Below are 15,513 nucleotides of genomic sequence, written 5' to 3'. Positions count from 1 at the left end.
CGCCCATGCCGCAACAGCCCCACTCGCCCCTGCGCCGCTTACTCACTGGCGGCTTGATTGCCGCCTTCGCCGCACTGCTGTTACCCGGCCAAAGCGCCGTGGCCGAGCCCAGCAAAACCCTGCGCATCGGCTACCAGAAATTCAACAGCATCAACATTCTCAAAGGCAGCGGCGCCCTGGAAAAAGCCCTGGCGCCACAAGGCGTGAGCGTCAGCTGGTACGAGTTTGCCGCCGGCCCGCAACTGCTGGAGGCATTGAGCACCGGCGCCATCGACCTGGGCCACGCTGCCGATGCGCCGTCGGTGTTCGCCCAGGCGGCGGGCAAGCCGGTGGTGTACCTGGCCGCCGAGCAACCTTACCCACGCGGCATCGGCCTGGTGGTCCGTGAGCAGGACAAGATTGCCAACGTCCAGGCCCTCAAGGGTCAGCGCGTGGCCACCGGCCGCGGCTGGAACGCCCAGTACCTGCTGGCCGTGGCCCTGCAGGATGCCGGCCTGAGCTACAAGGACATCACCCCGGCCTACGTCAACAACGCCGCCGACGCGGTGGCGGCGCTGCAGTCGGGCAGTGTCCAGGCCGTGACCCTGTGGGACCCGTTCCTGGCCGCCGCAGAAAAACAACCGGGGCTGAAAAACCTGCGTGACGGCAGCGGACTGTCCAACAACCGCACCTTCTATTTGTCGTCTGCCGCCTTTGCCGACAACAACCGCGCCCTGCTCAAGACCTTCTTCAGCGAACTGGCCAAGGTCAGCGACTGGGCCAACCACAAACCCGATGAAGTCGCCGCCCTGCTCGCCCCGCAACTGGGCATCGGCGCCGACGTACTGCAGGTGGCCAGTGAACGGCGCAACTACAATGCCGTGCCGATCGACAGCAAAATCACCGCCGAACAACAGAAACTGGCCGACACTTTCCAGGGCCTGGGCCTGATTCCCAAAGCCCTGCGGGTGGCCGATGCGGTGTACCCGGTCTCGGTGCTGCCCTGAGCTGACTGACCGGTAATGCCGACTCGCGGATAAGCCCGATCGGCATTCACTAATCAAATACCGGGTATTTCAACATTTAATTTGTGGATAGCACGACCTTGTCTATATCGTGTCAATGCATCCCCACGCAGCGCCGGCCGGCGCTGCCAGGCACGGGGACACAACAACAAGTCGAGACTGTCCATGTCGAAATCTTCTTACTACGCCCCTCACGGTGGGCACCCGGCTCAAACCGAGCTGCTGACAGACCGTGCCATGTTTACCGAAGCCTATGCCGTGATCCCCAAGGGCGTGATGCGTGACATCGTCACCAGCCACCTGCCGTTCTGGGACAAGATGCGCATGTGGGTCATCGCCCGTCCGCTGACCGGTTTCTCGGAAACCTTCTCGCAATACATCGTGGAGCTGGCGCCAGAAGGCGGCAGCGAGCGCCCTGAGCTGGACAAGAACGCCGAAGCGGTGCTGTTCGTCGTCGAAGGCGAAGTCGACATCACCCTGCAGGGCAAGCCTTACACCCTGAAAGAAGGCGGCTACGCCTTCATTCCGCCGGCGGCCGACTGGAGCCTGCGCAACACCAGCGGCAAGAACGTCACCTTCCACTGGATCCGCAAGCACTACCAGGTGGTTGAAGGTCTGGCGCTGCCGGAAGCCTTCGTCACCAACGAGAAGGACATCGCGCCGATCCCGATGCCGGGCACCGACGGCGCCTGGGTTACCACGCGCTTCGTCGACATGGCCGACATGCGCCACGACATGCACGTCAACATCGTGACCTTCCAGCCGGGCGGCGTCATTCCGTTCGCTGAAACCCACGTCATGGAACACGGCCTGTACGTGCTGGAAGGTAAAGCGGTGTACCGCCTGAACCAGGACTGGGTCGAGGTCGAGGCCGGTGACTTCATGTGGCTGCGCGCCTTCTGCCCACAAGCCTGCTACTCCGGCGGCCCAGGTCCGTTCCGCTACCTGCTGTACAAAGATGTAAACCGTCATATGAACCTGGTGCTGAACCCTCAGCGCTAAGCCCAGGCTCGATGCACAAGAAGCCCGCCGTTACTGGCGGGCTTTTTCGTTGCCGTGACGCTGGCCTATGCTGGAGAGACCTGACGCCCGCCCGCCTTGGAGCCTGCGCCCATGAACTCCAGATCCCTCTGCGGCGCAATCCTGGCCCTGTTGCTGTGCAGCCTAGTCCAGGCGGCAGATAACTGGCAGCTGGCCAAGGACGAAGACGGCATTCAGGTGTATCTGGATGATGTGGCCGGTTCGAAGTACCAGCGCTTTCGCGGCGTGACCCTGATCAAGGCCGATGTGCGCACCCTGAGTGACCTGCAAGAGAACCTGCGGGTGGCGTGCAAATGGTTATACGGCTGCGCCAGCATGCGCCTGCTGGACATCGAAGGCGACAGCACCTGGGTGTACCTGACCACCGAACTGCCCTGGCCGGCCAGCCCGCGCGACATCGTGATCAAGGTGCAGACCGAGCACAGCGACGATGGTGGGCTGATCCGCCACCTCAGCGCCGTAGCCGGCAAGGTAGAACGGCAACCGGGACTGATCCGCGTCCGCCAGCTCAAGGGCCTGTGGACCCTGATCCCCAAAGGTGAGCAGCTCACCGAAGTGACCTATCAACTGGAGGCCGAGCCGGCCGGGGACATTCCCTCGTGGCTGGCCAACGAATTCGTCATCGATGCGCCCATGGTTTCACTGCGCACCTTGCGGGCGGTGGCGGAGCGTCAAGGCCTGCGCCCCGAGCAGGAAACACCCGAAGAATGACTACACCTCATGGGCTTCCAGCAGACTCGCCAACACCCCCGCCAACTCCTTGACCATCGGATCGGCGGTCGGTCGATGGACGATGACGATTTCGTAGCTGTCGATCACCGGCAGGCCGTTCTGCTCACCCAGCACCGCATGCTCGCGGGTCGCCGCGCGCGGCGGCAGCAGGCTGATGCCCATGCCATCGGCCACCGCGGCCTGGATACCACTGAGGCTCGAGCTGGTGAAGCTGATGCGCCAGCGCCGGCCCATGCTTTCGATGGCGTTGATCATGTCGTCGCGGTACAGCCCCCGCGGCGGAAAGGTCACCAGTGGAATCGGGTCGAGGTCGATCGAGGGCGTGCTGGCGCTGTCGATCCACTGCAACTCTTCCGGCCAGCAGGCCACCCCTTCGCGGCTGTTGCGTCGCTGCTTGAGCAATACCAGGTCGAGTTCACCGTTGTCGTAGCTCTGGCTCAGGTCACGGCACAGGCCGCTGGTGACCTCCAGCTTGACCTGCTGGTATTTGCGATTGAACGCCGACAAGGCGTTGGTGGTGCGCCCACCGACAAAATCCTCCGGCACCCCCAGGCGCACGGTCACGCCTACGGTGGCGCCGGCCAGGGCTTCGAGCATCTGGTCATTGAGGGCCAGCATGTGACGGGCGTAACCGAGCAATGTCTGGCCGGCATCGGTGGGCAATACATCGCGATTGCCACGCACCAGCAGGCGGTGGCCGACCATGTCTTCCAGGCGCCGTACTTTCTGGCTGACGGTCGACTGGGTGGAGTGCAGGCGCGCAGCCGCGGTGGTGAAACTTCCGCAGTCGGCCACCACGACAATGGCCCGAAGCAGGTCCAGATCGAACAACGACCTATTCGGTTTTACACTGATGTCCATGTAAATATTTAACTTCTAAATGGCGAGCACGATTTCTATCATGCCCCCATTCACGGGACAACCCACGGAGACCAGCGGATGCGCCTGGAACACCTCAACGTTTTTTTCGCATTCCTATTGGCCATGATGACCTCGATCACCGCCAGCGCCGAAGGCGGCGTGCTGGAAAGCCAGCTGCGCGAAGCCGCTGACAACGGCGACGCCGCGCGCGTACGCAGCCTGCTTGAACAAGGCGCCAACCGCGAAGCCCGCGACAAGCTGGGGCGCACGCCGCTGTTGCTGGCGACCCATCGCAACCAGGTCGAAGCGGCACGGGTGCTGATCGAGGCCGGGGCCGACGTCAATGCCAAGGACAACATCGACGACAGCCCTTACCTGTATGCCGGTGCGCGTGGTTTCAACCAGATCCTGCGCCTGACCCTGGCCCACGGCGCCGACCTCAAGAGCACCAACCGCTATGGCGGTACGGCGCTGATCCCGGCGGCCGAGCGTGGTCATGTCGACAACGTGCGCACCCTGATTGACGCCGGTGTCGACGTGAATCACCTCAATCGCCTGCACTGGACGGCCTTGATGGAAGCCATCGTGCTCAGCGACGGCGGACCGCGTCATGTGGAGATTGTCGAGATGCTGGTCAAGGCCGGGGCCGATGTGAACATTGCCGACAAAGATGGGGTGACGCCGTTGGCGCATGCACGCAAGCGTGGCTATACGGCGATGGTGAAGATTCTGGAGGCAGCATCGCGGGGCTAGCCCCGCGATGCGCTTCAAACCTTATCGATCTTGGCGGGAGGCGTTGGCTCTTCGTCAATATTCACCGAACGACGAAAGCCCTTGATCGACTCCCCCAGATCACTGCCCAGGGTCTTGAGCCGCTTGCTGCCGAACACCAGTACCACCACAACCAGCAGTACTCCCCAGTGTTTCCAGTCGAACACACCCATGCTCCACCCTCCTTCGCTTATTCGATGTCTTCGAACGGCAGGCCCACGTAGTTCTCGGCGATGTTGACCAGACCGGCGTGCGAGTTGAAGAAGTACTCACGGTCAGCCTGCTGCATCTTCTGATCCCAGGCGTCCTTGTGCTCGCCGAAATCGTGCAGCAGGTTGGTCATGAACCAGCTGAAGCGCTCGCCTTTCCAGACCCGGCGCAAGGCCAGTTCCGAGTAGCTATCAAGCAGGTCGGTACGGCCCTCGCGATAGACCTTGACCAGGATCCGATACAGATAGCAGACATCCGAAGCCGCCAGGTTCAGGCCTTTGGCGCCGGTAGGCGGGACGATGTGGGCGGCGTCACCGACCAGGAACAGCTTGCCGTACTGCATCGGTTCGACCACATAGCTGCGCAGCGGCGCGATGCTTTTTTCCAGCGCGGGGCCGGTGACCAGGCGTTCACCAACCTCCTCGGGCAAGCGCGCCTTGAGCTCGTTCCAGAAGCGCTCGTCCGACCAGTCGTCTACGTGATCGGTCAGCGGCACTTGCAGGTAATAACGGCTGCGGGTCAACGAGCGCTGGCTGCACAGCACAAAGCCACGGTCGTGATGGGCATAGATCAGTTCATGGTTGACCGGCGGAGTGTCGGACAGCAGTCCCAGCCAGCCGAAAGGATAGACGCGCTCATAGTGGGTCAGCACGGCTTCGGGAATGCTCTTGCGCGCCACCCCGTGGAAGCCGTCGCAACCGGCGATGTAATCGCAATCGATGCGATGGGTCTGGCCGTCTTTCTCGTAGGTGACGTAGGGTTGCTCGCCTTTCATCTCGTGCGGTTGCACATTGTCGGCCGCATAGATGATCGGCGCGCCGCTGACTGCACGAGCCTGCATCAGGTCGCGGGTGACTTCGGTCTGGCCGTAGACCATCACCGTCTTGCCGCCGGTCAGCTTCTTGAGGTCGACGCGAATGCGTTTGCCGCCCACCAACAGTTCGACGCCATCGTGCACCAGGCCTTCAGCGTCCATGCGCTCGGACACACCGGCTTCACGCAGCAGATCGACGGTGCCTTGCTCGAGCACACCGGCACGGATGCGCCCGAGTACATACTCCGGGGTCTGACGTTCGACGATCACCGTGTCGATGCCAGCCTTGTGCAGCAGCTGGCCCAGCAGAAGGCCCGAGGGGCCGGCACCGATAATGGCTACCTGAGTTCTCATTATTCTTGTCTCGCTTTGGGGCTCCAGGCTTGGGGACGCGAGCGCCTGGCAGCTATTGTTGTTGTGTGCCCCTGCATTTTTGCTGACAAAAATCGGATAAAAAGGTGATATTCCTCCTGCGAATTGCACTTTTACAAATACAGTTCGATTATCGGACAGGCCCACAATGACAAGATCCAGCCTCCCCAGAATCCCCGTGTTCAAGCTGTATGGCGAAAGCCAGGCCTGGCCGACGCCCGACCTGCTGCACTGTGAATCGATCCCCAAACGCAGCAGCCTGCACCACTGGGAGATCAAAGCGCATCGCCATGCCGACCTGTTTCAGCTGTTGTATGTGCGTCGCGGCCAGGCCGTGATCGAGCTTGAAGGGCGGCGCAACACAGTGCGCGAAGCGGCGATACAGGTGATCCCGCCGATGACCGTCCACGGCTTTCAGTTTTCCGAAGACATCGATGGCTACGTGCTGACCCTCGGCGCACCACTGGTGGCGCAACTGGAAGCGCAGCTAGGTGCACCGCTCACGGTGCTGGCCTCGACGGGCTGTTATCGGCTGGGCGCAGACCGCCGCGCCTTGCACACCCTGATCAGGGTGTTGCACCAGGAATACGAAGGCAGCGCCCCGGCACGCGAGCTGCTGCTGCATTCGCTGGTTACTTCACTGATGGTCTGGATCAGCCGCCGCAGCCAGCAGAACACCCTGTCGAGCAACCGTGACGAGCGTAATCAGCAATTGCTTGCGCGCTTTATCAAGCTGGTCGAACAGCACTACCGCGAACACCTGTCGGTCGAGTTGTTCGCGCATCGCCTGGGTGTCTCCAGCGTGCACCTGAACAATCTCTGCCGTGAACTTGCCGGGCAGACCGCACTGCAGATCATTCACCAGCGCTTGCTGCTCGAAGCCCGGCGCAACCTGATCTACACCAACATGAGCATCAGCCAGCTGTCGGACAGTCTGGGCTTCAGTGACCCGACCTACTTTTCGCGCTTTTTCCGTCGTCTCTGCGGGCAGACGCCGAATGCGTTTCGCCAGGCCGGGGTGTCGTGATTGCTGTGGGAGCGGGCTTGCCCCGCGATTGCGATCTGTCAGCCACATCGCTTCGCGGGGCAAGCCCGCTCCCACCGAGGAGGGGCCAAAGCGCTCCCGACTTTTCTACAACCTGCTGAAATTTCTTAACAAACACTAACAACACAGCACATACACAGCCGGACAAATTCAGTAAGCGATTGATATATAAAGAATATAAATCTGGCACAGAACTTGAGAGGGCCCGTGCAGGCGCTGCACGGCGCCGTACCCATAACAATAAGGTTGACCCTCTCATGTTCAAACGCGCCCCGCTGCACCTCGCCGCCAGCCTGCTGCTGGCCACCTCCACCTGGCAGGCCCAGGCCACCGAAGGCGGCATCTCCTCCTGGCCCATGGGCATCGAGCTCTATGGCATGGGTATCCTGCCGCCACCGGGCACCTACGGTCAGCTGTTCGTTGGCAATTACCTGGCCGACAGCCTGCGCGACAATAGCGGTGACAAGGCCGCCGATATCGACCTGCGTGTTACCACGCTGGTACCGCGTTTCGTCTGGGTTACGGAACAGAAAGTGTTTGGCGGCGACCTGGGCTTTCACGCCCTGCTGCCGCTCAATGACATGCGCCTGAACGTCAAGGGCGGCCCGCACGATCACAAGCGCGGCATCGGTGACGCCCATCTGGGGCCGGTGATCGGCTTTCACCCCAGTGACAAGCTGCACATCGCCACCGGCGTCGACTTCGTCCTGCCCACGGCCAGCGAGTACGACAAGGATGATCTGATCAACCTCGGCAACCACTACTACACGGTGCAAGGCGTGCTGGCGATGACCTACCTCGACCCCGCCGGACTGAATGCCGATGTGCGCCTGATGTACGACTACAACTTCGAGAACAAGGCCACCGACTATCAGTCGGGCCGCGAGCTGCACGCCGATTACACCCTCGGCTGGGGCCTGGGCAACGGTTGGGTACTGGGGGTTGGCGGGCATGCCTACCAGCAGGTCAGCGACGACAAGTGCAGCGCCGGCGATTGCGCAGCCGCCGCCCTGGTCGAGGCCAGTGACGGCAACCGCGGGCGCTCGTTCTCGATCGGCCCCGCCGTGCAATACAGCAGCAAGCAAGGCTGGATGTTCAGCGCCAAATGGCAGGACGAATCCGGCGTACGCAACCGCGCCGAGGGCCAGACTTACTGGTTCAAGTTCACCACGCCGCTTTAACCCTCAGCCATCCGGGTCAGCTGCCCTTGAGCCGGTAGCTGACCTGGGCCCGGCTCATACCGAGCATCTGTGCCGCCGCTGTCACGTTGCCGCCCGAGCGGTCCAGCGCCAGACGCACCAGGCGTCGCTCGATTTCCTCCAGCGAGGTGCCCAGCACCCGCTCCTGGCCGGCGAAGAAGGCCTGCAGGCTGGCGAGTTCCGGGGCTTCAGTTGCGCTCTGGCCTTGCTCTGTTTCAGTGTCCCTGACGGTGGCCCGAGGTGCAGCGCTATCCAGGGCCAGGCGCCCCTCGGCGGTCAGGCTGATGGCCGAGTCAATCAACGGCGCGCCGGCCTCGGCCAGGTGCACCACATCAATTACCTCACCATCGCTGGCGGCAATCACCCCGCGCTCCACCAGGTTCTGCAGCTCGCGAATATTGCCGGGGAAACGATAGGTCAACAGCGCATTGACCAGACGCATGCTGAAGCCCGCCAACTGCCGGCCGTGGCGTTGGCTGAAGCGCCGCAGGAAATAGCTCATCAGCAACGGAATGTCTTCGCGCCGCTCGCGCAGCGGGGGCAAGTGAATGGGGAAGACGTTCAAGCGATAGAACAGGTCCTCACGAAAACGCCCCGCTTCGACCTCCTTGCGCAGGTCGAGATTGGTCGCGGCAATCACCCGCACATCGACCTGGATCGACGACGTGCCGCCAACTCGCTCGATCTCGCCCTCCTGCAGCGCGCGCAAAATCTTGCTCTGGGCATGCAGGCTCAAGGTGCCGATCTCATCGAGGAACAGCGTACCGCCATTGGCCCTTTCGAAACGCCCGGGCCGCGAACGCTCGGCACCGGTGAAGGCGCCGCGTTCGACACCGAAGAGTTCGGCCTCGACCAGGTTTTCCGGCAGGGTTGCGCAATTCAGCGCCACCATCGGTGTGTGCTGACGCCGGCTGGCCTGGTGCAAGGTATGGGCGAACAGTTCCTTGCCCACCCCGGACTCACCGGTCAACAGCACCGTGGCCTGGGTCGGCGCCACGCGCTGCAACAACTGGCTGGCGGCGACGAAGCTGGCGGAGATACCCACCAGTTGCTTGCCGTCGGCTGGCACGTCGAGCTCGGCGACACGGGTGTCGACTGCCGAGGTATAAGTGCTGCGGCTGAGAAAGTCGCCAGGGTCCAGGTAGGCCAGGTCGACATCGATGTCTTCCCACTGCTCTGCCGGTTTGCCGACGATGCGGCATGCCGGATGGCCCATGGCCCGGCACTGCAGCTCGCGAAACACCACCAGGCGCCCGAGCAGTGACGAGGCGTAGCCGCTGGCATAGCCGATCTCCATCCAGCACGCTGGCTCCCCGCCCAGGCCGTAGGCGGCGATGTGCTCATCGACCTCCAGGGAGTTGTGCCAGAGAAACTCGGAATAAAAGTGGCCGATGCCCGAATCGATCTCAAAGCGCACGACTTCGACATTGACCATGCCTTCGAGCATGTGCAGGCGCGGGCCGGCACTGTAGAGGCTGGCGTGATCGCCCTCGGGCCACTGCTCGCTGACCTGGGCGGCATCGCGCGCGCCCGCCTGCCAGCCAATGCGGGTGAGCAGACCGCGAGCCTTGTCCAGGCCCAGGGCCTCGATCAGTTCACGGCGAATGGCGCCGAAGGCCGAGCCTTGCAGCAGCATCATGCGCTGGCCACACAGCCAGATACTGCCGTCCTGCGGCGCGAACGCCACGGACTGCGCCAGCTGTTCGGCCGAAGGCAGGCCAGTGGCGCCGAACTGGTTGGTGCGGTCGACGATCAGGCTTTTGTGGCGGCCCAGTACCTGTCGGAAAAACGCTTCATCGACGGTACGGCCAGGCTTGCCAGGTGTTGTAGTAGTCATAGGCAATACCAAAGGCAGAAGGTAAGGCTTGCAGTATGCCCCCCACCTCGGCCCGGTCAATCAGCCAACAGGCCAAGGGTAACGTCCAGGCGCGCAAATGACCGATTACCGCCCGGATTTTTTCCTTGGCGGCACCTGCGTCGAGCTTTCTGCATTCGGCGACTTCTCTGCATAAATTTTCGCACCTGCTGCTGTCAGCGCTTTCCAAGCCCTCATACAAAAACAATATAACTATTTGTTTTATATATATTTTTAACCATTAAAACGACATGGCACGATAGTAGCTATGGGCTGTTCATCGAAACCTTTTCGACACAATAAGAGAGAAACCGATGACCCCTACCCGCCCTGCCTACCAGAACCTTCACCTGCAGCCGCTGGCCGGACACTGGCGTGCTGGCAGCGCCGAGCGCGCGCTGACGGTAGTCGACCCGTTCAACCAGCAGACCCTGCTGCAGATTCCCATGGCCAACCGCGACGACCTCGACGCGGCGTACCGCAGCGCCCGTCAGGTCCAGCCTGACTGGGCCGCACAGTCCCCCGCCGCGCGCAGCCAGGTGATGCTCCAGGCCGTGCGCATCTTCGATGAGCGTCGTGAGGAAATCATCGACTGGATCATCCGCGAGTCCGGCAGCACCCGGATCAAGGCCCAGATCGAATGGGGCGCCGCCCGCGCCATCACCCTGGAGTCGGCAAGCCTGCCCAGCCGCGTCCACGGGCGCATTGTCAGCTCCAACATTCCCGGCAAGGAAAGCCGGGTGTACCGCAAGCCACTGGGGGTAGTCGGGGTGATCAGCCCGTGGAACTTCCCCCTGCACCTGACCGCCCGTTCCCTGGCACCGGCCTTGGCCCTGGGCAATACCGTGGTGGTCAAGCCGGCCAGCGACACGCCGGTCAGCGGCGGCCTGCTGCTGGCACGCATCTTCGAAGAGGCCGGCCTGCCAGCCGGTGCGCTGAGCGTGGTGGTGGGTGCCGGTGCCGAGATCGGTGACGCCTTTGTCGAACACCCGGTGCCTGCGTTCATCTCGTTTACCGGTTCGACCCAGGTCGGGCGCAACATCGGCCGTATCGCCAGCGGTGGCGAGCACCTCAAGCACCTGGCGCTGGAACTGGGCGGCAACAGCCCGTTCGTGGTCCTGGCCGATGCCGACCTGGAACAGGCCGTCCATGCCGCGGTGGTGGGCAAGTTCCTGCACCAGGGCCAGATCTGCATGGCGGTCAACCGCATCATCGTCGAGCAGCCACTGCTCGAAGCGTTCACCCAACGCTTTGTCGAGCGGGTCAAGGCCCTGCCCTGCGGCGACCCGAACCTGCCCGGCACGGTGATCGGCCCGGTGATCAACGCCCGGCAGCTGGAAGGCCTGCAAGACAAGATTGCCACCGCGCAGGCCGAAGGTGCCCGGCTGCTGCTCGGTGGCCAGGCCAAGGGCAACGTGCTGCCGCCGCATGTGTTCGGCAACGTCAGCGCCGAGATGAACATCGCCCACGACGAGATCTTCGGCCCGCTGGTGGGTATCCAGGCTGCACGCGATGCCGAACATGCCCTGGAGCTGGCCAACCGCAGCGAATACGGGCTGTCCAGCGCGGTGTTCAGCGCCAGCCTGGAACGTGCGGTGCAGTTCGCCCAACGCCTGCACGCCGGCATGAGCCACATCAACGACATCCCGGTCAACGACGAGCCCAACGCCCCGTTCGGCGGCGAGAAAAACTCCGGGCTGGGGCGTTTCAACGGTGACTGGGCGATCGAAGAGTTCACCACCGACCACTGGATCACCGTGCAGCACCAGCCGCGCCAATACCCGTTCTGATTGCCTGACCTACCCCCATAACAATAAGGAGTCCGCAATGTCCCTACTGCCCAACCGCCAGGCTGTGCGACGGACCGTCACCACCTGCCTTGCCCTGCCCTTGATCCTGCTAGCCGGCACTGCCGCCGCCGATGGCGACGGGGTGTGGAAAGGCGGCGAGAATGTCTATGCGAAAGTCTGCGGCCACTGCCATGAAGGCCAGGTCGGCCCGCAGCTCAAAGGCCGGCAGCTGCCCGCGGCCTACATCAGCGCCATCGTGCGCAACGGGTTTCGTGCCATGCCTGCCTTCCCCGCTTCGTTCATCGACGACAACGCCCTGCAACAGGTCGGCGACTACCTCTCCAAATCCCCCGCGCCAGCGGCCAAGCCTTGAGGGTGCTGTGATGATGAATGTCGAACGTCGTTCGCTGCTCAAGGGCATGGCCATTGGCGGCCTGGCCGGTGTTGCCCTGAGCAGTTCCAGCCTGAGCCTGGCCAACAGCGTGCTGGGCCGCTCCGCTCACGCCCAGGCCGCGAGCCTGGCGCTGGTCAGTGCCGAGGTCGCCCGCTCGGCCTTTGTCCAGGGTCTGCAGGCTAGCCCGGCCGCCCCGCAGCTGCAGGTGATACCCGCAGGCCTGGAGCTGGCAGTCATGCTTGAGCTGCAGCAGCGCCTTGCCAACGGCCAAGCGCAGCGCCTGATCGGCCTGCTCGACGATGCCAGCGCTGCGCTGATCGTCGACCTGGCGCGTAGCGCCGGCGCACGCGTGCAGTGGCTGGGCCAGCACAGCACCCATGCCGGGCAATCACGCCACCGCCTGCTCAGCGCCCAGGCCTCCCACGGTTGCGCGTTGCAGCTGGGCCAGCAACTGCATGCCTGCGGCCAGGGTTTCAGCCTGCACGAGCAGCGCCTGCACAGCCCGGCGCCGACCTTGCAACTGGCCAGCGCCAAGCGCGGCGTGGCTGGCGACCAATGGGCGGCCACTCTCGGTTACGCCCTCGCCGTACTCGGCAGCACCGACACCGGCCAGGCGCCGCTGCTTGCCAGCCGCCCCTCGGCACTGACCGGCACCTATGTGTCGTTCTCGATCGCAGTCTGAAGGATTCCCACATGAGCCAAGCAACCGCCAATACCCTGCTGCCCCGCGGCGTCGATGCCGCCCGTTTCGAGCAAGCCCTGGCGCAGTTCCGCGCCCTGCTGGGCGACGACAACGTCCTGGTCAAGGACGATCAGCTGATCCCCTACAACAAGATCATGATGGCCGTGGACAACGCCGAACATGCGCCCGCCGCTGCCGTCACCGCCACCACGGTGGAACAGGTGCAGGGCGTGGTGAAGATCTGCAACCAGTTCAAGATTCCGGTCTGGACCATCTCCACCGGCCGCAACTTCGGCTATGGCTCGGCCGCTCCCGGCCAGCGCGGCCAGGTGATCCTCGACCTGAAGAAAATGAACAAGATCCTTCACGTCGACCCTGAACTGTGTACCGCCCTGGTCGAACCCGGGGTGACTTACCAGCAGCTCTACGACTACATCCAGGAGCACAAGCTGCCGCTGATGCTGTCGTTTTCCGCGCCCTCGGCGATTGCCGGGCCGTTGGGCAACACCATGGACCGTGGCGTCGGCTACACGCCCTATGGCGAACACTTCCTGATGCAATGCGGCATGGAAGTGGTACTGGCCAATGGCGACGTCTATCGCACCGGCATGGGCGGGGTCAAAGGCGACAACGCCTGGCAGGTGTTCAAGTGGGGTTACGGCCCGACCCTCGACGGCATGTTCACCCAGGCCAACTACGGCATCTGCACCAAGATGGGTTTCTGGCTGATGCCCAAGCCGCCGGTGTTCAAGCCGTTTGAAATCAAGTTCGAGAATGAATCGGACATCGCCGAGATCGTCGAATTCATCCGCCCGTTGCGCATCGCCCAGGTCATCCCCAACTCGGTAGTGATCGCTGGCGTGCTATGGGAAGCCTCGACCTGCAACACCCGGCGCAGCGACTACACCACCGAGCCCGGCGCCACTTCCGACGCCATTCTCAAGCAGATCCAGAAAGACAAGAACCTCGGCGCCTGGAACGTCTACGCCGCCCTCTACGGTACCCAGGAACAGGTCGATGTGAACTGGCAGATCGTCACCGGCGCCCTCAAGCAACTGGGCAAGGGCCGTATCGTCACCGAGGACGAGGCAGGTGACACACAGCCGTTCAAGTACCGCGCGCAGCTGATGTCCGGGGTGCCCAACCTGCAGGAGTTCGGCCTGTACAACTGGCGTGGCGGTGGCGGCTCGATGTGGTTCGCGCCGGTCAGTCAGGCACGCGGCAGCGAGTGCGACAAACAGCAGGCACTGGCGAAAAAGATCCTCAACAAACACGGCCTGGACTATGTCGGTGAGTTCATCGTCGGCTGGCGCGACATGCACCATGTCATCGACGTGCTGTACGACCGCACCAACCCCGAGGAAACCCAGCGCGCCAACGCCTGTTTCGCCGAGTTGCTGGATGTCTTCGAGCAGCACGGTTACGCCGTTTACCGGGTCAATACCGCGTTCCAGGAACGCGTTGCGCAAAGCTACGGGCCGGTCAAACGCAAACTCGAGCACGCGCTCAAACGCGCCCTCGACCCGAACAACATCCTCGCCCCGGGCAAGTCCGGCATCGACCTGAACAATCCGTTCTGATCCCCTCACCGCTCCGCCAGCGCCAGGCTGGCGGAGCACATGAGTCAAATTCACTCGCCGCTGCGAAAGGCCGCGCGATAGTCTCCCGGCGCCCGCCCGGTCCACTTCTTGAACGCCTTGCGAAAGTTGGCCGCCTCGGAAAAGCCGACCTGGGCCGCCAGTTCGTCCATGGGCAAATCACTTTTCTGCAAGAACTCGATGGCCAAGGCGCAGCGCACTTCATCCAGCACACCCTGATAGGTACGCTGATGTTCGGTCAGGCGCCGGTGCAGGGTGCGGGTCGACATACCCAGGGTGGCCGCCACCGCGTCGGCACCGGGGAAGCGTCCGGTTCGGCTCAGGCACGCAAGGCGCACCGCTTCAATCAGGTCTGCCTCATCCGGCAGGCTGGCAAACAGTTGCTGGCAGAACCCCGTCGACATCGCCGAGGTAATGGGGTTGGCATTCGGGCAGGGCTGCTGCAGAACCGAGGCGCAGAAGCGCCACTCCATCACCTCGCTGTTGAACTCCACCGGGCAGCGAAAGACCTCTTCATAACGTTGCCAGTAGGTCGGTGGTGGGTAGGGCAACAGCAGCCGAACCGAAGGAAAGGGTTTTTCCAGTACGCACTGGACCAGCGCCTGGATCGAGGCAAACCAGAACTCCGTGGCCAGGGGCATCAGTTCCCCGAGAGCAAAAAAACCCTGACCGACGAAGATGCCTTCGTCCCCTTCCCGGCGAAAGGTTTTCTCGAACACCGGCCCCAACAGGCGTATGTGCTTAATCCCGAAATCGACGGCCTGGCCAAAGGTTTCACTGCTCAGCATGGCGTAGCCGAAGATCCCGAAATCACTGATGCGTTGCCGCCCTCCGGCGCGCAGGCCACTGTCGGCATGCAGCATCAGGCGCCGCATGTTGGCGAAAATCACCACTTTCTGCCGGTGAGAGATCCGTGTGTTGGGGTCCTGCATTTGTGCCAGCGAAAGCTCGGTACCGTCCAGCAGCCCCGCCTCACTCACGCCCTGGGCCTGCAGTTCGGCCACCAGGGCAGGCAAGCCGAGCATGTTGTGCTGCGCAACATCCTGTGAGGTGCCATACAGGCCCACGATCAGCTGAGTCATCAGGGGATCTCCATTCACCGATGGCAGAAATTAACCCCCGTACTGGCGCATTACAACCTCCCG

The 15,513-nt window shown here is 63.0% G+C and carries 15 protein-coding genes; 10 read left to right on the top strand and 5 right to left on the bottom strand.

The window, feature by feature from the left end; genetic code table 11:
• Positions 1-5: 5 nt before the first annotated feature.
• The 3 genes from ACVI9W_RS22295 to ACVI9W_RS22285 all read left to right on the top strand — a co-directional run bounded on the left by ACVI9W_RS22295 (position 6) and on the right by ACVI9W_RS22285 (position 2,756).
• On the top strand, positions 6-986 hold the full coding sequence (locus ACVI9W_RS22295) for an aliphatic sulfonate ABC transporter substrate-binding protein (protein ID WP_191833567.1): 981 nt from the start codon (positions 6-8) through the stop codon (positions 984-986).
• A gap of 183 nt (positions 987-1,169) precedes the next feature.
• A complete protein-coding gene (locus tag ACVI9W_RS22290) occupies positions 1,170-2,006 on the top strand; it encodes a bifunctional allantoicase/(S)-ureidoglycine aminohydrolase (RefSeq protein WP_342625052.1) in 837 nt (278 codons plus the stop codon).
• A gap of 111 nt (positions 2,007-2,117) precedes the next feature.
• Positions 2,118-2,756 carry an START domain-containing protein gene (locus tag ACVI9W_RS22285; RefSeq protein WP_461531230.1) on the top strand — a complete coding sequence of 213 codons (639 nt, stop codon included), beginning with the start codon at positions 2,118-2,120 and terminating at the stop codon, positions 2,754-2,756.
• Here the strand turns inward: ACVI9W_RS22285 and ACVI9W_RS22280 are convergent, their stop codons facing one another.
• Positions 2,757-3,638 carry a LysR substrate-binding domain-containing protein gene (locus tag ACVI9W_RS22280; RefSeq protein WP_157192091.1) on the bottom strand — a complete coding sequence of 294 codons (882 nt, stop codon included), beginning with the start codon at positions 3,636-3,638 and terminating at the stop codon, positions 2,757-2,759.
• A gap of 78 nt (positions 3,639-3,716) precedes the next feature.
• Between ACVI9W_RS22280 and ACVI9W_RS22275 the strand changes: the two genes are divergently transcribed.
• Positions 3,717-4,391, top strand: a complete 675-nt coding sequence (locus ACVI9W_RS22275; RefSeq protein WP_461531229.1) for an ankyrin repeat domain-containing protein — start codon at positions 3,717-3,719, stop codon at positions 4,389-4,391.
• 14 nt (positions 4,392-4,405) lie between these two features.
• Here ACVI9W_RS22275 and tatA read toward each other — a convergent pair whose 3' ends face one another.
• A complete protein-coding gene (tatA, locus tag ACVI9W_RS22270) occupies positions 4,406-4,582 on the bottom strand; it encodes a twin-arginine translocase TatA/TatE family subunit (RefSeq protein WP_461531228.1) in 177 nt (58 codons plus the stop codon).
• Positions 4,583-4,599: 17 nt separating this feature from the next.
• Positions 4,600-5,787: a 4-hydroxybenzoate 3-monooxygenase gene (pobA, locus tag ACVI9W_RS22265; RefSeq protein WP_461531227.1), complete on the bottom strand. Its 1,188-nt coding sequence runs from the start codon at positions 5,785-5,787 to the stop codon at positions 4,600-4,602.
• Positions 5,788-5,953: 166 nt separating this feature from the next.
• Between pobA and ACVI9W_RS22260 the strand changes: the two genes are divergently transcribed.
• Both ACVI9W_RS22260 and ACVI9W_RS22255 read left to right on the top strand, forming a co-directional pair.
• Entirely contained in the window at positions 5,954-6,832 is an 879-nt protein-coding gene (locus ACVI9W_RS22260) for a helix-turn-helix domain-containing protein (protein ID WP_038609764.1), read from the top strand.
• A 275-nt stretch (positions 6,833-7,107) separates the two neighbouring features.
• Positions 7,108-8,031 (top strand): SphA family protein, encoded by a 924-nt coding sequence (locus ACVI9W_RS22255; protein ID WP_461531226.1) that lies wholly within the window; start codon positions 7,108-7,110, stop codon positions 8,029-8,031.
• Positions 8,032-8,047: 16 nt separating this feature from the next.
• On the opposite strand, the gene ACVI9W_RS22250 is transcribed toward ACVI9W_RS22255, so the two are convergent.
• A complete protein-coding gene (locus tag ACVI9W_RS22250; protein ID WP_461531225.1) occupies positions 8,048-9,886 on the bottom strand; it encodes a sigma 54-interacting transcriptional regulator in 1,839 nt (612 codons plus the stop codon).
• Between the two features lie 332 nt (positions 9,887-10,218).
• On the opposite strand from ACVI9W_RS22250, the gene ACVI9W_RS22245 reads away from it, so the two are divergent.
• The 4 genes from ACVI9W_RS22245 to ACVI9W_RS22230 are packed head-to-tail and all read left to right on the top strand — an operon-like array spanning position 10,219 to position 14,350.
• The gene (locus ACVI9W_RS22245) at positions 10,219-11,694 is read left to right on the top strand and encodes an aldehyde dehydrogenase family protein (protein ID WP_461531224.1); all 1,476 of its coding nucleotides are present in this window, start codon (positions 10,219-10,221) and stop codon (positions 11,692-11,694) included.
• A 37-nt stretch (positions 11,695-11,731) separates the two neighbouring features.
• The gene (locus tag ACVI9W_RS22240; protein WP_157192086.1) at positions 11,732-12,067 is read left to right on the top strand and encodes a c-type cytochrome; all 336 of its coding nucleotides are present in this window, start codon (positions 11,732-11,734) and stop codon (positions 12,065-12,067) included.
• Positions 12,068-12,080: 13 nt separating this feature from the next.
• Complete coding sequence (locus ACVI9W_RS22235) at positions 12,081-12,770, top strand: hypothetical protein (RefSeq protein WP_461531223.1); 690 nt, start codon at positions 12,081-12,083, stop codon at positions 12,768-12,770.
• Positions 12,771-12,781: 11 nt separating this feature from the next.
• A complete protein-coding gene (locus tag ACVI9W_RS22230; RefSeq protein ID WP_461531222.1) occupies positions 12,782-14,350 on the top strand; it encodes an FAD-binding oxidoreductase in 1,569 nt (522 codons plus the stop codon).
• A gap of 50 nt (positions 14,351-14,400) precedes the next feature.
• Here ACVI9W_RS22230 and ACVI9W_RS22225 read toward each other — a convergent pair whose 3' ends face one another.
• Positions 14,401-15,450, bottom strand: a complete 1,050-nt coding sequence (locus ACVI9W_RS22225; RefSeq protein ID WP_461531221.1) for an AraC family transcriptional regulator — start codon at positions 15,448-15,450, stop codon at positions 14,401-14,403.
• Positions 15,451-15,513: the final 63 nt, after the last annotated feature.

Source organism: Pseudomonas sp. 210_17 TE3656 (assembly GCF_054821965.1).
The sequence above is the reverse complement of the archived record's forward strand: the minus strand, read 5'-3'. Positions and strand labels throughout refer to the sequence as shown.